We start from the raw sequence: 18,850 nt of genomic DNA, 5'->3' as shown, positions 1-18,850 counted from the left end.
TAAAATCAAGACCATGCGGCCTTGAAGTATCATGGGGTGTTAGTCCACGTTTCCGCGGGTTATCTCCCGGTACGGGGTTGGTTGCACACGTGTTACTCACCCGTGCGCCGGTCGCCGGCGAAGTATTGCTACTCCCCGCTGCCCCTCGACTTGCATGTGTTAAGCCTGTCGCTAGCGTTCATCCTGAGCCAGGATCAAACTCTTCATTGTAATAGTTAATTTCAGAAATTTTATTCCGGCAAGGGTCATGTGTTTCATGAATCCCGACATCTCGTCGGCTCGATTCACGCTCGCTACGTTGTTCATTTCAATATCTTAAAGAACTCTTATTCTATCGTTTCCTATCGCCCCTTTTTTGAAGCGAAAGCGGGTGCAAAGATAAAACCTTTTTCTCTCCACTTCCAAATCTTTTTCAAAGTTTTTTTCAACTTTTTTTTCGAAGTGTTCCAACCTCCCTTTTTTCAGCACCTTTTTGTCTGCCCTCTCTCTTGAAAGCGGGTGCAAAGATAAGCGAACGTGTCTCCATTATCCAAATTTTTTCACCATTATTTTTCAACTTTTTCACAAACGACTAGAAGGCAGCACGTTGAAAAGAACATACCCAAGGCCCCCCGGGGGATACTCGATGAGATAGGGGTGTAATAAGGGATCAAAGACGTTTCACCTTCGATACAAAGACGTTTCAAAGACGTTCACGGGCGTCTTTGAAACGACCATGTTAGGAACGTGACAGGTTAATGATCGAGATGATTAACGGAACTATACCGGATATCCCCCGTGAAAAAGTCATTTATTCACGACAAATCCCGTGAAATCATTATGCAGGAAGCTATTTAACTCCTGTGGAGTTATTCGGACTTTAAAATGCCCGTCTTTAACGAATGTAATATTTCCCGTTTCCTCGCTGACCACCACGATATGGGCATCCGTGGCGGCACTCATCCCGATAGCGGCACGATGACGCAGCCCCAAGCTACCCGGGATATTATTATTATCAGACACAGGAAGAATACATCTCGCGGCAAGTATTTTATTATCGGCAATGATAACAGCCCCGTCATGCAACGGGGAGTTTTTAAAGAAGATGTTTTCAAGCAATTCCTCCGTCACAATAGAACGAAGCAATACCCCTGTCTGGGCATAATTAAATAACTCCGAATTTTGGGATAACACGATCAATGCTCCGGTTTTGGTCTTCGCGAAATAGTCACAAGCCCGTACAATAGCCTCCGCCACCTCGTCCTTGATCGAAGGTTTGGAAAAGAGTCTTTCGAAATTAAATATATTCTGCAAATTATACTTACTACCTATCAAAAGCAGGAAACGCCGTACTTCTTGCTGAAACACGATAAGCAAGGCGATCACTCCCATCCCGATGAATTGTCCCAAAATATCGGACATTAATTCCATGTTCAAGGCCTTTACCAGTAACCAAGCCACGTAAAATGTAAAAATTCCGGCAAATATATTTATAGCGACAGTACCTTTCACCAGTTTATACACCTGATAAAATATAAAAGCGACCAGTAATATATCGGCTATGTCAGATAAACTCAGATGAAAAAACATATCTATATTCTTAAAAAGTCAATTTCATCGGCAAATTTAACCAAAATACGAAAGAAACCATCACTCGAGTTCATAAAGTTTCTCCTGTTCTCACTTTTTCATCCGACAGACAACAACAAGGACGGCAGCAATCACGATAAACAAGCCGATATAATTCACGTAAGTTAATTCTTCTTTGAAATAAATCACCCCCACGACTATCGCCGTAATCGGTTCCAAAGTCCCAAGCACTGAACTGGGAACAGAGCCGATCAGCTTCACAGCGGCAACAAGCAGACGGGCAGACACGATCGTGCTGAATATTGCCAACTGTGCCATGTCCAACAAAAAACGAGGGCGTGTCACGAACTCAAGCTTCCCCTGCGGAAGAGCCACCGCCACGTAAAAAATAGCCGTGAATAATAACACGTAGCAAGTCAACACGTCCGGATTAATTGCCTTGAGCACGGGACGGTTCAACGCCGTGATGTAACAACCGTATGTTACCGTGGACATAAGGACGAAAAATAATCCCCACCACTTCACCTCTCCCGGCGCCCACGATAAAAGATAGACTCCGCATATCGCCAACACGATACCCGCTCTCACCTCGAGAGAAAGTCGCTCCTTGTAAAAGATCATCATAAGGATAGCCACAACCACGGGATAAAAGAAATGTATCGCTGTCGCCACTCCCGTGGGCATATAATGATAAGACCACATCAGAAAAAATGCCGTTATCCCGTAACCTCCGACTCCCGCCAGAATAACCTCTTTTATCTCTGCGCGGGACAATCTCATGTTCACACGCCGGAGAAGTAAATAAATAGCATAGATTATACCCGCTATCCCGTAGCGATACACCAATATAGTTTCATTGTTCACTCCGTCGATTATCGCCTGATTGGCGTACAACGGAATTAAACCGAAAGTAGCCGCGGATAATGCCGCGAATATGATCCCTTTTATCTTATCCATCTCCTGTTTTTCAAAAAGCGGCACGAAGGTAGCATTTTTTTCTATATATTCGCGAGACAATTAATAACACACGAAAATATGAATAGTATGAAGTACATATTAACACTTATGCTCCTTGCCCTCTCCGGCATATACGCATCCGCGCAGACAGACGGAAAAGCGAAAACGATTCTCGACAAGACAGTAGAACACATCAAGTCATACCCCGCAGTGGAAGTCGTTTTCGACCTCTCGATGATCAATAAAGAGGAAGATATCAAGGAAACGCATCACGGGAAGGCGTACATGAAGGACAAAATGTACCGGATTGATGTCATGGACGTGATCAATTATTTTGACGGAGAAGTGATCTACACTTATATGCCGGAACAGGAAGAAGTAAACATCAAAAACCCCGATGATAACGAGGAAGAAATGTTGAATCCCTCTATCCTTTTCGACATTCACAACCAGAAATTCAACCAGAAACTCGTCGAAGAGAAAGACGGAACAGCCTATATCGAATTAACCCCGAAAAAGGAACACAAACAGATTACCAAAATAGGCGTATGGATCAACACCAAAACGAATATGGTGGAAAAGGTTACCTCCTTCGGGAAAGACGGCAACGATGTAATCATCACGATAAAGAGCTTGAAAAAACCGGACATGGAGCTTGACGTGAAATTCTTCCGCTTTGACAAAGACGCTCACCCGGAAGTGGAAGTAATTGATTTACGATAAGGTTTCGTCTGCGGCGAAAGTTGCAGGCTACAAGTTGCATTTGCCTTCGGCAAGTTAAAGGTTTACAATATTCACAAAAGAAAGGGAGAGGCTGTTCGCACGGCTTCTCCCTTTTTCAACACACTATATAATACACGAAAAACTATTCCTCGGGTTCAGCGTACATGCTCAAATACTCAACTGTCTTCGATTCGGAGGGACGGCTCATGTTCGCTTCAAGAATCCTGCCTTCCGGGTCAATCAAGATGAAATGAGGAATCCCTTTCACGCGGAAAGCACTCGTAAACGCTTCATCACCTCCCGTGTGGAGTTGTATCCCACCTAATTTCTCGCCCTTCACGGTTTCTTCCCATTTCGCTTTGTCTTTATCTGTCGAGATACTCACGAAACGAACTTTCGTTCCCTTGAATGCCTCTTCCAGTTTTTGCAAATGAGGAATTTCTTCCCGGCATGGACCACACCAGGTAGCCCAAATATCGATATACACGAGATTGCCTTTCAAATCTGACAATTTAACTTCTTTCCCGTTAATATCCAAATACTTGAAATCCGGGGCTTTATTTCCTTTCGTGATAGAGGTACCTTCCTCGTATATCTTGGCAAAGGCTTGCTTGATCAGCGGATCGGTCACCGTTTCCTCAAATATCTTTTTCACGCCGTCGGCTTTGGAGATCCCTTCTCTGTCGATATAATCTATGGCAAATGACCCCACTAAATATTCTTTAATTTTCGGGTTCTTGATATTCTGCAAAACATAATTCAATTCATTCATCACGATCTCTTCATCCGGAGCGTTCATCAGATCAACACCGCGATTGGAAAGAACTTCTATAACCCCTTGCATGTAATTTGTATAACCACTCAATTGCAGCAACCATTCCTGCTCCTCCATCATGGATTTCATCTTGTTATAAAACTCGTCCGAAGGATTACCCCTCCGAGCATATTGCCACATGATTCCGTTCACGTTGTAGCGGATACGGTATTTCTCTTTCTCAACGAAATTTTTATCAAATCCCTTGCTTTCCAACGCCTTGTAGTTGTCTTCCATGTATTGATCCAGTTTCGCAAGAAATTCATCCTCGGGCAAACCGAAATCTCCCATCTTGGGAATATCCAACTCGTTCCCGTTAATAAAATTATTCTTCCCCCCCCCCTCGCCGTCAAAGGACACCATCAACCCGGACGGGGTCATATCCCAAGTCACAGACAAGTTTTTCCCCGGTTCAAGGTAAACCGGTACATTTTTCCATTTATACTGGAAAACGGCATATTGCGGTTCGTCAACCGTTAAGATAACACTTCCTTTCCCTTCCGCATTCAACTGTAACACGGTATCCATTTTAGATAAATAAAATCCTGCTCCCTCGTAAGCCTTGTCCTTCACCACCACATCGACCGCAACTTCCTTCTTCGTCTGACAAGCACCAAACACGAATGCAATTAATAACGCGATAAATAATTTTCTCATAATTGAATTTTTAAATGAATACAATATAACTCATTCTACATATAAATATTCTGACTTTTCCTATCTCGAAAAAGTCCAAGTAATAATATCACTTCATCTCCAAAAAACTTTGAAGAGTTTTCTCCGTGTTCGGGTCAGAGGGCATCGTCATATGCGCATCCACGATTCGCCCTTCTTTATCGAGCAGGATAAAACGAGGGATACCGCTTACCACGTAAGCCTTCGCGAACGTCAGATCACCGTTCATGTGTAATTGGATACCCGATACGTTTTCTTCTTCCATGGCTTTGCGCCAAGCTTCCGCATCATTATCACACGAGATGCTGACAAAAGTGATCGGCTTCCCCTCGAATTTCTTCTCCAATGCTTTCAAATAGGGGATTTCCCGCCGACAAGGACCACACCATGATGCCCAAAGATCAATATACACGAACTTGCCCCGCAACGATTCCAATGATACAAAATCTCCCTTCGCGTCCGCAAAATTAAATTCCGGTGAAGGATCTCCCGGTTTCAATCTACTCCAAGTTGCACATACCTGATCGAAATCCTCCAGTAACTTCTTGTCTTTCACGTATTGTTTGTAATACGTTACCAACTCTTCCTTCTCTCCCGCACCGTGGTCGGACACGTAGTCAAAAATATAATGATGTATCAGATCACTCAACAACGTCGAATCCTTGTAATTATCAATAATATACTTCACTTCCCGATCGATCAGTTTATCCGGCGTTATATCGGATTCGCCTTTACCCGCCATAACTTCCACGGCTTTCTGCACGAAACGGCGATAAGCCTTCAACCCGACCAAATCCGTATTTTCTTTAGCCAATTCCCGCATGGTCGCGTAATAAACTTCCGAAGGCTCGAAATTCTCGTCACCCGCCATCCACCGATGATTCATGCGATACGTGTTCCACGAACCGTACACGTAATAACGCAAACGTTCTCTCTCTGTTTTCACGAAATCTTCCGGTAACACTTTACTTTCCAAATTCTTGATATTCCTTGCCAACACTTTTTCCGATTCCTTCTTCAATTCCTCTTCATCTCGCAAGAAACTGGAAGATTCCAAAGGGGCTATGGCAGAAGACAAATACTCGTTGATCTCCTTACAATTACCGGAAAAAGTTCTTTTCCAGTTGGTTGCATTCCCAGAAAACGCCATAATAACCGGTTCTCCCCCTGCCAGATAAAGCGGGTAATATTTGCGCCCGTAAGTAATTCCTGAATATTGAGGGGCGATATGCGGAACTTTTATTTCGACAATTCCGTTTGCCGGCACATCGAAAGCCTGTTCCCGCTCGTTAATTGTAACGAGCAACTTCTCTCCTTCTTGAGGCTCGGAAATCATACACTTGAAAACCAAGTCTTTCAACTCCACCTTTTTCGGGGTATCACCGCATCCCCAAACGGTCGCCACGAACAACAGGAAAAACAAATATATTCTCATAACGATTCGTTTTGATTTTTACTATAATCTACTGTTTCCATCGGGCTTGACGGGTAACGCAACCCGGCTTCCTTCAACAACGCATCTATCTTTTCAGCCTTGTGATACGGGGCTTCAAACGGATCCGTTCCGTTATATCTCACGTTCCCCTCTGCATCAAGAATCACGATATGGGGAATACTTGTCACTCCATAATCCATATTCATCACGTTCTGTTCGGTAAAAGCCACCCGCCACGAGATCTCCATGTCTTTCATTAACGCCTGCATCAACTCTATCTCGTAATCGGGTTTTCCTTCCGTCTTGATTGTCTTGCCGTGTTTCATATCCACGTGATAGCCCATGATAGAAGTCACCCCGATAATTTCCACCGGATATTTCGCGTACCTCTTTTCCAATTCCCGCATATTCGGGAATATACTCACGCAGGGAGCACATTTTGTAGCCCAGAAATCCAACACGACCACTTTTCCTTTCAAATCATCGAGGCTCTTTTCTTTTCCCCTACTGATCCAGATAATATCCAGCCTCGGGGCTTTGTTACCCACTAAAGTACCCGTGGCATAAGGACCTTGCAGATACTGAATCGCTTCTTCCACCCGTACACGCCTTCTTCCCTTGGCATAATGTTCATTATCTAACAGGTTTGTATATTGCTTCAACACTTTTTGCCGAATTTCGTCTTTTTCCCCGGCAGAGAGTTTTTCCGCCGTGAAAGCAGTATTAAACACACCCATCGAAGCGAAAACAGACTCGTCCGACAGTGCCAAATCCAGTAAGGATTTTATATGATCAAATATCCCCAGTTCTACCCAAGTATCAGCTTTCAATCGGGTAGCACCGTTTATCACGTCTGTCATGGCTTCATTATTACTCAACAAGAAATCCGCCATCAAGGGATGTGTCACGACAGCCTTGTAAGCCGTTCTTTCCATTTCCTTACCTTCGCTATAATTATCAGCCGAAGGCAGATATCTCCAACGATAAAAAGTATATTCAGCACCTTCCCTGCCCTCCAATTTTGCTTTTTGTTCCAACACCGGAGCCAACCAATCCCTTAAATATCTATTTAAAGGAATCCCTCCCTCTTGGAAGACAAAATGAATCTGTTCCGGTGCAATCTTGTTTATATCAAATTCTTTTACACCCTTCTCGACAACCTCCTGAAAGGCTTTGCTTTTACCAGCTTCTTCCTGCTGATCTGCCACGGCAAACGCCGCATTCCTGCATAGATCCTTCAATTGCTCGTTTGTCGGCGCTTTCGGGCCACAAGCCACGCAAAAGAGAAGAAGAGATAAATAATATAAGTTTTTCATATAGTAAACTATTATATTTCACGAAAGCATGCCAAAAGTCTATTCAAACTCCCTCGGTCAGCAATGCAAAGCGAGGGAGTTGTTAAAGTAAAAAGACTTTTGACTCGCTTCCGTGAAAAAATCTAATCGTTAAAAATGTATTTCATCGTCATTTCCTGTCCGTCTTGAACCCATTCCACGACTTGACGACCATCCATAATCGATGTAACGTCATAATCAATAAGAACAGAAGCTCCTTCACTTAACGTATCAAATAAATAGCGATTATAGAAATAATTGAAATCAATTCCGCCAATCGTTCCCGGCACCACAGCAGGCAAACCGGTTATAAACAGAGAATTAGGTTGTAAATCCTTTCCTGTGGCAAATCCGTAAGTCTTACCTGACAAATCAGCATCCTGATAATCAACTCGAACAAGAGTTCCGTTCTTCTCCAGATAGGTCGGGGTGTATTCCGTCCCGTCGATCTTATAACTCTTTATATTTCCACTTTCATAAATTACATCAGTAATATAATCTCTCGTATCATTATTTTCATCAGTATAAACTACTTTTACCAATTCTCCGTCTTCATTATAGCTATAAACATACACAGCATCAACACTCAGTTCATCGAATGACCCCATTCCTGAATCAACTCTACGAATTGTCATTTTCGTGATTTTGTTTCCGTCATATTCAAAATCGGCCGTCGTACCGTTATCCATTGCCGGATAGATCGATATCCGATACAATTTATCCGTACCGGGTAGATCGCCAGGCTTCGTGTCATTAAAGGATATCTCAGAAGCCATCATTCCCTGCCAAGCCGGATTTGGATCATATAGTGCGGCATACAGATCACCCCATGTCTTTGCCGCTATACGTTTCACGGTTATCTCTTTGGCAAATTCTTGCTCCTTTTCGTCAATTACCACAACTTTCACCGTGTTATCATCCATCTCCAAGCCTTCAACAAGCACGTTAAAGTCATATTTTGACTGTTCTGCTTCAAGAGTTAAGTCAAAAGAACTTGACAACTTAGTATCTACATACACTTGAATCTCTTTCAACGGTATCATTCCGCGTACCACAGTTACCTTCAAGTTACAATCCTCAAATTGAGTCGTAATCGTCCCTTCTGCCGCAAACCGCACATCCAGTTCCGAAAACTTCTTCACCGTCAACGTGATTTTCTTGTTCACGATCTGTCCGGCTTGATCCTCTATTTTCAAGGTCAACATCACTATCGTGTTGTCCGTGTACGGGGTAAGGTCGAAATCATAGGTATAAGTATGATTGTTCGGGTTAGAGAAAGAAGTTTGTTCATTGATCGTTTTGTTCGTTGCGTTATCAATCAATGACACCTTAGCCAAACCTTCTTCAGAGGTGATCGGCAAGCTAATCCTGTAAACATCTGCCGTATCCCTTTTAATCTCGAGACTCACGTCGTTTCCATCAATAACGGGAGGCATCCCGGGATCATCATCCGAACAAGCAACACAACCGGCTACAGCCAAGATTGACAATAAATAATTTTTCCACTTTTTCATAATTCATTCATTTTAAGTTGGTACTTCAATTAAGTTACACTATTCTATTCTTTATAAAAAATCCTCTGCCAGCGGGTTTATCTTGACAATATCAACCCCCATAGCTTTTAAACTTTTAGCAACATATTGCATTTTAGTCCGCATGACGGATTGATTCCATACCGTTTCTTTTGTTTCTTCATCCATCTTCACCAAATGCTCCACGAACGTGCTCAAATCCTCCATCTGAAGCGGGTAATAATACTGTTCTTTATCCGTAATCGGGAAGAAACCGCGGCTCATGTAATATTCATCCGGCAGTATCTCGTTCTTTTCCCGCTCAACTCTCGTCCCGTACAATTTAGCCGCGGGGTCAAAGAATAGTTCTTCCACGAAAATATTCCGTTGCACGTTCACTATATACCCGCCCAAGAACATATAATGTATCTGCCGCACGAACTCGTCCCGCCTTTCCGCGGACATGGTTGCCAGTGTAACCCGGTCGAGTCTGGCTACAGTGAAACTATTCATGTTCACCACGGCGTCATGCAAACCGTTTTTTCCCCCATCCGGGTTTGAAATTCCCAAAACACCGCCGTACACCTTACTACAAATTAAAAACTTGCGAGGCAACATATTCAACTTCACCGTATCCCGGTAGCAATTAAAGAAATGTTCCTCCAGAAAAGCCACGGCACCCGGTACATCTTCTTTTTCCAGATAAGTCAATTTCGCTTCCCGCCAAGAGCTCGCTTGCTCGAACTGATAGGCAAAGTCCCGCAACTGGTCGAACTGGTACAATATATACGTTCCGTATTTTTCCTTGAAAGCCATTATATCGGCGTTCGACTTATCGATTAACGTTTCCAACCGATCCTCGTCTTTCAACGAAGGCGTAACATCTTCGTCATCACTGCATGACCAGAACGTACACAATATCCCGATCAATAAACACAAGCTATATCTTTTCATCATCTTTTTCAATTATCCGTTTAATAGTCCTCTTTTATCGGCAGTTTCTCCATGCGTCCGTTTTGCTCCATCGCCCCGTTACGATCCATCTCCGCTTGGGGAATCGGGTACACGTAATTGGGATCGTTGGGTGTCAGCATATAAATTTCCGTACCCGTGATTCCCCCGGTACTATTCACCAGCGTGAACTTGTGGTCAATCTGTTTGGCAAACAACTTCGTCCGTTTCAAGTCATACCAGCGATGTCCCTCGTAACACAGTTCCCGGCGGCGTTCATTAAAGATAAACCGTTTCAGCTCCAACCCCTTGGAAGGTATCGAGAACACGCTCATGTCCTTCACCCGGTTCTCGACCAACTTCTTCACGTCCTCGTAAGCCTCGGCATCCATATCCTTCGCAGCATACGCCTCTGCACGGTTCAAGTACGCTTCGGACACTCGGAAATTAAAGCCTCCCAAATCCGTGAATCCCCCCAGCCATTTCGCAGGAATCCCCATCCCCATGACCGTCTTGACGTATTGGTCGGCACGCAAATCGCCCTGCAAGAATGTAGCCATCATATCGGAAGACACACCGTAAGTAACATTCGTGGAACCGTAAATATGCGGCGTTGCCAAATCGCCCGACCCGACGAGAGAACTCGGATCTCCGTAAACATGTAATATCTCGGGATTCGTCGTGTTCACGAAAGTACCTTGGTGTTCTTTTAGATTCCACAACATTCCACCCGTCGTGTTGATAACCTGTGTAGTATAATCTATACAATTATCCCAATCGCATTTATAGAGATACACCCTTGACAATAACAACTTCGCGGTCATGGCGTTCGGGTGCCACAAGGACTTCTTCAACCCGCTTTTCTCAAACTCCCGTATAGCAATTTTCAAATCCGATTCGATCAGATTATAAATCTCGGCGACAGAGGCACGCGTGTATGTTTCCTCGACTCCCGTGCCCAAGCGTTTCGGCACTCCAAGTTCAGATGCGGCGGTGGCAGCATCGTAATGCTTGGCATACAAGTTCACCAGCTCGAAATAAGAACGAGCCCGAACGAAATACGCCTCACCCCGAACGAAAGCTTTCTCGTTGTCTTCCCCTATCGCCTTATCAATATTCTCCATCACGTAATTAGTGAACAGCACCAGACGATACAATATTTCCCAAGATTGATTTACGGTCGATTTATCCCCGTTCCCGTCCACCTCGACATCCCTCTGCCAGGTGTATAGGCTCTTGTACAAATTCTTCTCGTTCGTCGAGGTCTTCCGGTTCTCCTCAATATCGTCAGTCATGAACTCCGTCGTGTAATTCGTCATGTTCTGGATAAAAGCTTCCCGGTGCAAGGTCTGCAAGAAATGCTCCACGGTACGCGGGATAACCTGATCTTTATCTTCTTCCTTCAGGAAATCACTACAAGCGGAAGCCAGAAGAATCCCCATCAATAAATATATATATACCCTTTTCATAAACTCTTTTTATCGGTTAGAAATTCACGTTCACACTTAGATTATACGTCGGTAAAGTCGGCATACCGATAGATTGCACTTGATCCGGGTCTTGTCCTTTCAGTTTCTTGTCGAACACGATCACCCCGATATTCTGTACTTGAAAATCCACGCGCAAACCATTGATACCCGCTTTTTTCATCCAATCACCCTTCAAACTGTACCCCAAGGAAATCGCCCGCACGCGGATATGGTCGCCTTTAGCTACCCGTAAATCCGAGTAATCATACATGTACCACCCCGCGTTCGTTTGCGGTCCCGCGGCACTCCGGAACGGAACATCTACCATCGTGTACATATAAGCCTCCGCCTCGCTCGGGTAAGTATCCGCTCCCGGGATACTCAAGGTTGCGTTCGAGAGAGCCGGAATATTCGTGGTCACTTCATCGCCGGAAGTTCTCCAACGCTTCGCCATCACTTTATTCATGTTATCCTCCGGATAAGGCAAGATATTCCCGTTGTCCTTGTAAAGCCTCAACATACGCACCTTGTAGCCGAATTTATAAGAGAATTCAGCCCGCAAGGAAAAACGCTTATACATAAATTCCGTGGAGAAACTACCGAAAGCCGTCGGCGTACGCGTACCGGAATAAGTGAATATATGGCTCAAGAACTCTTCTTTCGTCATGTTGGACGAATTACCCGTCAAGTTCTTGAAACGCGGTAACCCATACTCGTCCAAACAGTCGAACTGGTACGAATAAAACCCGTCCACCGACACCCCTTTCTTCACCACCGAACCACTCACGTAATTACTATACGTGTTGACACTTCCCTCGATCACTTCCGCTCCCCGCATCACGGTATTCTTCGTGTGGGAGAAGGATAAAGTAGTCCGCCATTTAAAATTCTCCGTGTCAATATTTCTCGTGGAAATATTGAAATCAATTCCCTTGTTCGTCGCCGAGCCGTCATTGATCTTCAAGGAAGTCATCCCGTTCACGAGGGAAACCGGACGATCCGTGATCAAGTCTACCGATTTGCTATAATAATATTCCAAAGCACCACTAATACGCCCGCGCAGGAACGACCAATCCAAGCCGATATTTACCGTCGACGTCTTCTCCCACTTCAAGTTGGCGTTCGGGAAAGATCGTACCAGTGCACCCAACTCTCCCGAAGCCGTTTGTTTCCTCGGAGTATCGATAACCAAGTAAGGACTTTCGTTCGGCACGTTACCGCGATAACCGTATGAACCGCGAAGAGCCAGCGTCTCGATCCACGAACAATTCATGAAAGATTCCTCATTGATGTTCCAACGACCGGAAACTGACCACACAGGATTGAACTTCTCGTTCTTGTATTGCCCGAAACGGTTGGAACCGTCGTTACGGATATTGAAGTTCAGGGAATACAGGTTCTTGAACGTGTAAGTCATCGTCGCGTAAAAAGACAAGGCATTTTCCCTACGGTCGGTGATCGAGGGGAATACGCCGCCACTCTGCAAGAACCAGTATTTCAGAGCTTGCGTGTACTCGTAGTCCACCCTGTTCTGCACCACAGGAAAACGACTGAACGTTTTTCCCTGCTCGTTCATATATCCCGGGAACTGCCCGCTTGCCGTTCCCTTGTAGATCGTAGACTTCGCTTCCTGTCCGAAATCCACGTTAAAATGATGTATCTCCTTTATCGTGAAATTATAATTCAACTGGTTACGCACCGTCCAATCGTACTGGTTCATCGAACTATTGGAATACACGCCGCCATCCATGATATTCTTCGGTGGCACGTCACCCGCGGGTCTGTCACCGTAATCCCACCCGCGCAAATCAGCCACGTAAAAACTCTTCTCTCCCATCCATTCCTCCGTGAGGTTTGTCGTCGTCGTCAATCCCACCGTTCCCATGTAGCGCAGATTAGGCAGAATCTCCCAATTCAAGGAAGCCGTCAGGTTCAAACTCTTGTTCACGATATTGTTACCACCATTAGCGAACTCGCTCAGTATATTATACCCGGCGTACACGTTCGTGTTTGCCGTACGATTCACGTTCACGTCCTTATCCACGTAATACAGTGACCCGTCAGCGTTCCGCACCGGAATTGTCCGATTCGTGTAATACGCTTCATCGAAGGCGGAATACCCGCCGGGATTGTAATCTGCGTCCTGCAACGAACCGCTCAAACGTATATCCAACAAGATATTCTCCCGCAGACGAGTCGATAAATTCATGCGGGCAGTCAACCTCGACAAATCGGTACCTCGCTCGGTACCTTTATTATTGGAATAGCCGAAAGAGAAATAATACCGGGTATTCTCGTTACCACCGGAAAGACTGATATCATGCGACTGGCTGAAAGAGTTACGGAACAATGCCCCGAACCAATCCGTGTTGCGTCCTTCCATCTCGGAAACCCCTTGTTGGAACTCGGCGAAAGATATTTTCTTGTCCCAGTAGTCCATCATCAACCCCTCGTATCCCATGCGCTGGGGCGTGTACTCGAAATACAATCCCCTGTCCATGATCTCGCGGGAAACCTCCACGCGTTCCTTCGAGTTCATCAACTCGAAATCGTCATAGGTCGGGCGTCGCATGAAGCCTGCGTTAAAATTATAGCTCAAAGAAGTCTTACCGACCTTTCCCGTCTTCGTCGTCACCACGATCACGCCGTTCGCCGCACGGGTACCGTAAATAGCCGTGGCAGAAGCATCTTTCAACACGTCGATACGCTCGATATCCTGCGGGTTCAAACCCGTGATAGCGTTACCGATCAGATTAATATTATCCCAGCTATTAATCTCGTCGGCGGAGAGGGGCACCGGATTCTCGTAAATAATCCCGTCGATTACCCACAACGGCTCGCGTGTTCCCGTGAACGTGCTGCTTCCCCGCAAACGCATCTTGGTAGCGGCTCCCGGCATGGTACTCAACGTCATCGCAAGTAACCCGGGAACCTTTCCTTCCAACATCTGGTCTACCGTCAACGCACCCCTAAAATCCAGATCTTTGTCCGTCAGGGAAGAAATCGAACTTGTCAACTTCCGTTTGTCGATTGTCTGGTAGCCGGTCACCACAACTTCGTCCATGCTAACACAGTCGTCGTCCAGCACGACATCCAGTCTTTTCTGTCCGTCCCAAACCACTTCCTTGGTTCTCATCCCAATAAAGGAAAACAACAAGGACTGTTTCTTGGGATCTAACGCTATCGTGTACTCCCCGTTCACGTTCGTTGCCACGCCGATAGCCGTTCCCTTGATCAACACGGTAACACCCGGCAACAGTTCGCCTTTGCAATCCTTCACCACACCTTTCACCTCTACTTTCCGACCCACGGAATCACGTGCGGTCGTCTTCACCGGGGCGGGTTTTATCACCACCATATCGTCAATAATCTCGTACGTGTAAGGCAATCCCCGTAACACCCTATCCAAGGCTTTCGCCAAGGTGGAATTGTTGATATTCACGCTTACCCGGGCCGCTTTGTCCAATTCCTCCTCGTTGAACACGAACAGGTAACCTGTTTGCTGTTTCAACGATTTAAATACCTCTCTCAACAAGACATTCTCGCATTTCAGACTCACGTTCTGGGAAGCCACTTCTCCAAAAGCACTAATAGACAGGAGAATTGTCAAAACAATTGTTAGTTTCATAATCAAAAAAGAGTTACCATCTCGAGTTTGTCGCAGGAGACAGCGAATAATTCGCCTTTTTTCCATAATTTTGCAAATCAATTTTACGTTATTCCAACTTGACTTTTATCAGTTAAGAGGAACGAGTTACACGTGAGCGGGGGATGCTGGTACCATTCTCCGCTTTTTATCACCCGTCCTCACTTTATTACTTCGATTGTACCTGTATCACGTTATCCTTTATCCTGAACATCACGTTCGTCGTCTTTTCCAGTATATCGAGGGATTGGTACAGGGGGATATATTTCTTTATTCCCCCCGTGAAACGCCGATCCCCGATCCCCACGTCATCAAACTCGAAAATAACACCATACCAGCGGGATAATTGTTTCCCGATCTCCCGCAAGGACATATTTTCGAACTCGAACACGCCTTTCAACCACGATGAATAAAGCGCAGCATCCACCTTACGCACCTCTATATTATTCACGCTCTTGTTGTATACCGCCTGTTCTCCCGGCTGAAGACAGACTTTACACGTTCCGTCGGCAACCTCCACCTTCCCTTTCGCCAGTGTCGTAACAACTCTCTCTTCCGGGTAAGCGCATAAATTAAATTCCGTACCCAATACCTTCACCCGGGCTCCACCCGTGTGCACGATAAAGGGATGCTCCGCGTCTTTACTCACGACAAAATAGGCTTCGCCCTCCACGTACACCTCTCGTGTTTCCCCCGAGAAATAGGTCGGAAAACGGAACTTCGTGTCGGAATTCAACCACACCCGCGTACCGTCAGCCAAGGTTAGATCAAATTCCCCGCCAACCGGTACTTCCACGGTATGCAACACGCTTTTGGCAACTTTCTCGTTTACATGATAAACGAGCGCGCTCGCGGTATCCTTGGTAATCTCCGTACCGTCCTTCTCCACCAATCCCAACGCCTCTTCGTTTTTCAGGTTAACACTCTTCCCGTCAGCCATGTGCAGTATCACGGAAGCATTCCCGGGGATAACTTCCGCGACCGGAATCACCGTCGTTTTCTGTTTAACGGGCAGCAATAACCACGTCCCGATCATAACGGCAAGCAATACCGAAGCCGCCGCTATAACCCGAATCATTCTTACCCGGTCACGTCGTTTCAATTTACGTTCCAACACTTTCCATGAACGTTCCCGATCCATCCTATCCATAAAACCGATCCCGTGTGCTTCCCTGTACACCCGAAGGCAGTCCTCGAAAATAGCCTTATTTTCCGGTGTCTGCCCGCTCCACGCCTCCAGCCTCTTGAAATCTTCTCGGCTGATAGAACCTTCCGTGTAGTCAGCTATCCATTGATGTATGTTTTCCTGCATATCTCTCCTTCGTTTCTTACATACTGCACTTTTAACGAATATGGGTGAAAGGAAAACGAAGTTTTTTCGTAAAAAAAATCTCAACGGCTATTAATCATTCTGAATCAAACATTTAACGGGATACAAAATTCATACTCCGGACACATTTTTTTTGTTTGAATATCTTCGTCATTAACGAATATTCTATACTTAATATTATTTCTCGCCAAGAATGTGTTTCGCCTTATATAACAAGGTGTTACACCTTAATTACAAGCACTGTTATTCTATTGTCGTTCTATTGTTGTTCTATTGTCATTCTATTAAAATAGAATAACAATAGGATTACAAAAGTTTTATTCATTAATTACAATTAATGAAGATAGAGAGAAGAATAGGTGTAATGAAGCGGAGGCATAGGGAAAAGCTCAGGACATCACCAATTTTCTTAGCCGTAGTAAAATCAACAGGATAATCGTATCGAGGTTATCACGCAATTGTTTCAATGCTCTTGCGTAATGCGTTTTGACGGTATTGACAGAAACACCCAGTTTATCGGCAACCTCTTTGTAACTCAAGCCTTCCAACACGATAGCGATGAATACTTCCCGGCATTTCTCCGGCAATCGCTTTATTTCTTTTTGTAATTTCTCCCGACGAGCGTTAATATCTTCTTCACGTTCGACAGATACCTCGTCAAGCAATACATCCGAGTAATTCCCGATTTCCTCGAAAACCAGACGCCCCGATTGACGTATCATATATAGCGCTTCTTTTTGTACTGCCCCGAACAAATACGACTTCAAGGAACCCTCGAACACGGTTCCTCTTTTCTTCTCCCAGAAGTTTACCAACACCTCCTGCACCACATCTTCCGCGTCCTCGAAAGAATGCACGAAACGCAAAGCGAACAAGCACAATACTTGATAATAATTATCAAATATCATCTTCACGCATTCCGCGTTTTTTTCTTTCAAGTAACGAATTATCTTTTCCTCCTGATGTATCATTAGCCGTATCCCCTAAATCCAGTACGCGTGCCTTTTCACTACTTTGTCGTACACTTCGCTTTATAGGTTACTTTCGTTTCCATGGCGTCCATGATAACCGCTTTCACCGTTGAATTCAGTTCCCCGTCGGTGATCGTTCCCGTGGCAGTTACGCGCATCGGCATACTATTATAATTATAGGTAAAAGAAATGTTCAACTTGTACACCGTTTTGCCGTCTTTCACTTCCGGTTTCACGGATACTCCCGCAGAACGATAGCTGAACTTCTGTCCCGTGGGCAGCACGAAGTCCGTCACCTCGACGATCACGCTATCACGGTGTATCCGTTTCAATTCTAATTTCAACGGCAATTCCCGCTGCATGATCTCAATGTATGCCTTCCCGTCGTACGTTCCGGCAACGGCTGCCCCGTGATCTTTTTTGTCCTTGGCTCCCGCTGATACAACACCTGCCATCCCGGCGGTAACAAACAAAACGAGAATAAGTTGTCCTATAAATTTCATAATCCTGATGGTTTTTCGTCTAAAAGTTTCTATTTTTAGCGCTCGAAAATACAAAAATAAATCCATAGTTCATGAACAAGAACATTTTCTTTACTATCTTGCTGGTTGTTTTCGTATCGGTACCCGTTTTGTTTACCTCCTGTAATAGCTGTTCCGATCGCCGTACCGGTGATATCAATAAGCTGCCCGGGGTGTACCGCGGCGAAGCAACCATCGTGCTGCCCGACCACGTGAAAGCGATGGTGCCCCCTGAAGCCAAAGGCATGATACCGGAAGGTCCCATTCCCTGCGGTATCGAGATACAGGCGGACACGAACGGAACGCTCGCCCTCAAGCTGGTAGACTTCACTATGCCCGTGCGCAGCATCACGGTAGACGCAGCAACGGCAACCATTACCTCTACTAACGGCATCTTTAGCTTAAAGGGAAATGGCAACGTCAGCGTCGGTTCTCGCAAAATGTCCTACACGCATGAAGGAACTATCAAGAACGATAGTCTTGCCATAGATATTACAGTTTCTATCATCCCCTTCGTCGTGGAGCCTAAAATAGTATTCAAGGGGAAAATAACCAGATTGCCGATCCCGTGATTCCCTACATATCCGGATAAGATTTATCCATAATTGACCACCGGATATGCAAGGAAATTATACAAGAAAGTGAATAAAAAGATTGACAAAAGCTGACATAACCTTCTCTTTTTAGTTGTTATATGGCAAATATACATTTTTTATACTTATACAAGCACGAGACCTGTTATTTTCTCGTTCGGTGAAAACTTCACTTCAAAAGGAGACATGGAACAAAATAGTCTATGATGAAGCCTCCCGCGAGCCAAGGCTCTATTTTAGATTGAATGATTAAATATATAAAGTCTTCAATCTAAACTCTAAACCTCTTTTTTGGGGTAGTTCTGGAAACATTGTAAATCATTTTCAATTCTCCATTTTCAATTTTCAATT

General features: G+C 44.9%; 14 protein-coding genes and 1 rRNA gene. 2 read left to right on the top strand and 13 right to left on the bottom strand.

Annotation, left to right across the window (positions count from 1 at the left end; genetic code table 11):
- From CS948_RS03630 to CS948_RS03620, 3 genes are all read right to left on the bottom strand, one after another.
- Positions 1-210 (bottom strand): 16S ribosomal RNA (locus tag CS948_RS03630); the annotation flags it as partial.
- 576 nt (positions 211-786) lie between these two features.
- The gene (cdaA, locus tag CS948_RS03625; RefSeq protein ID WP_099290384.1) at positions 787-1,569 is read right to left on the bottom strand and encodes a diadenylate cyclase CdaA; all 783 of its coding nucleotides are present in this window, start codon (positions 1,567-1,569) and stop codon (positions 787-789) included.
- A 90-nt stretch (positions 1,570-1,659) separates the two neighbouring features.
- The gene (locus CS948_RS03620) at positions 1,660-2,526 is read right to left on the bottom strand and encodes a DMT family transporter (protein WP_099290383.1); all 867 of its coding nucleotides are present in this window, start codon (positions 2,524-2,526) and stop codon (positions 1,660-1,662) included.
- Between the two features lie 87 nt (positions 2,527-2,613).
- Between CS948_RS03620 and CS948_RS03615 the strand changes: the two genes are divergently transcribed.
- On the top strand, positions 2,614-3,249 hold the full coding sequence (locus CS948_RS03615; RefSeq protein WP_099290382.1) for an outer membrane lipoprotein carrier protein LolA: 636 nt from the start codon (positions 2,614-2,616) through the stop codon (positions 3,247-3,249).
- A 142-nt stretch (positions 3,250-3,391) separates the two neighbouring features.
- Here CS948_RS03615 and CS948_RS03610 read toward each other — a convergent pair whose 3' ends face one another.
- From CS948_RS03610 to CS948_RS03565, 10 genes are all read right to left on the bottom strand, one after another.
- Complete coding sequence (locus CS948_RS03610; protein WP_099290381.1) at positions 3,392-4,720, bottom strand: TlpA disulfide reductase family protein; 1,329 nt, start codon at positions 4,718-4,720, stop codon at positions 3,392-3,394.
- 88 nt (positions 4,721-4,808) lie between these two features.
- Positions 4,809-6,173: a TlpA disulfide reductase family protein gene (locus CS948_RS03605; RefSeq protein ID WP_099290380.1), complete on the bottom strand. Its 1,365-nt coding sequence runs from the start codon at positions 6,171-6,173 to the stop codon at positions 4,809-4,811.
- Entirely contained in the window at positions 6,170-7,489 is a 1,320-nt protein-coding gene (locus CS948_RS03600) for a TlpA disulfide reductase family protein (RefSeq protein WP_099290379.1), read from the bottom strand. Before CS948_RS03600 ends, CS948_RS03605 begins: the two co-directional genes overlap by 4 nt.
- Positions 7,490-7,611: 122 nt before the next feature.
- The gene (locus tag CS948_RS03595; protein WP_099290378.1) at positions 7,612-9,021 is read right to left on the bottom strand and encodes a hypothetical protein; all 1,410 of its coding nucleotides are present in this window, start codon (positions 9,019-9,021) and stop codon (positions 7,612-7,614) included.
- A 51-nt stretch (positions 9,022-9,072) separates the two neighbouring features.
- Entirely contained in the window at positions 9,073-9,975 is a 903-nt protein-coding gene (locus CS948_RS03590; protein WP_099290377.1) for a hypothetical protein, read from the bottom strand.
- 17 nt (positions 9,976-9,992) lie between these two features.
- Positions 9,993-11,438 carry a RagB/SusD family nutrient uptake outer membrane protein gene (locus tag CS948_RS03585; RefSeq protein ID WP_099290376.1) on the bottom strand — a complete coding sequence of 482 codons (1,446 nt, stop codon included), beginning with the start codon at positions 11,436-11,438 and terminating at the stop codon, positions 9,993-9,995.
- Positions 11,439-11,454: 16 nt separating this feature from the next.
- The gene (locus CS948_RS03580; RefSeq protein ID WP_176554900.1) at positions 11,455-15,066 is read right to left on the bottom strand and encodes a SusC/RagA family TonB-linked outer membrane protein; all 3,612 of its coding nucleotides are present in this window, start codon (positions 15,064-15,066) and stop codon (positions 11,455-11,457) included.
- Between the two features lie 187 nt (positions 15,067-15,253).
- Positions 15,254-16,396 carry a FecR family protein gene (locus CS948_RS03575; protein WP_099290374.1) on the bottom strand — a complete coding sequence of 381 codons (1,143 nt, stop codon included), beginning with the start codon at positions 16,394-16,396 and terminating at the stop codon, positions 15,254-15,256.
- A gap of 407 nt (positions 16,397-16,803) precedes the next feature.
- Positions 16,804-17,385, bottom strand: coding sequence for an RNA polymerase sigma factor (locus CS948_RS03570; protein ID WP_099290373.1), 582 nt, complete (start codon positions 17,383-17,385; stop codon positions 16,804-16,806).
- Positions 17,386-17,423: 38 nt separating this feature from the next.
- Entirely contained in the window at positions 17,424-17,888 is a 465-nt protein-coding gene (locus tag CS948_RS03565) for a hypothetical protein (RefSeq protein WP_099290372.1), read from the bottom strand.
- A 71-nt stretch (positions 17,889-17,959) separates the two neighbouring features.
- On the opposite strand from CS948_RS03565, the gene CS948_RS03560 reads away from it, so the two are divergent.
- Entirely contained in the window at positions 17,960-18,478 is a 519-nt protein-coding gene (locus CS948_RS03560) for a calycin-like domain-containing protein (protein ID WP_099290371.1), read from the top strand.
- Positions 18,479-18,850: the final 372 nt, after the last annotated feature.

The organism is Butyricimonas sp. Marseille-P3923, assembly GCF_900184685.1.
Lineage (GTDB): Bacteria > Bacteroidota > Bacteroidia > Bacteroidales > Marinifilaceae > Butyricimonas > Butyricimonas muris.
This window is presented reverse-complemented; position numbering and strand designations above follow the sequence as displayed.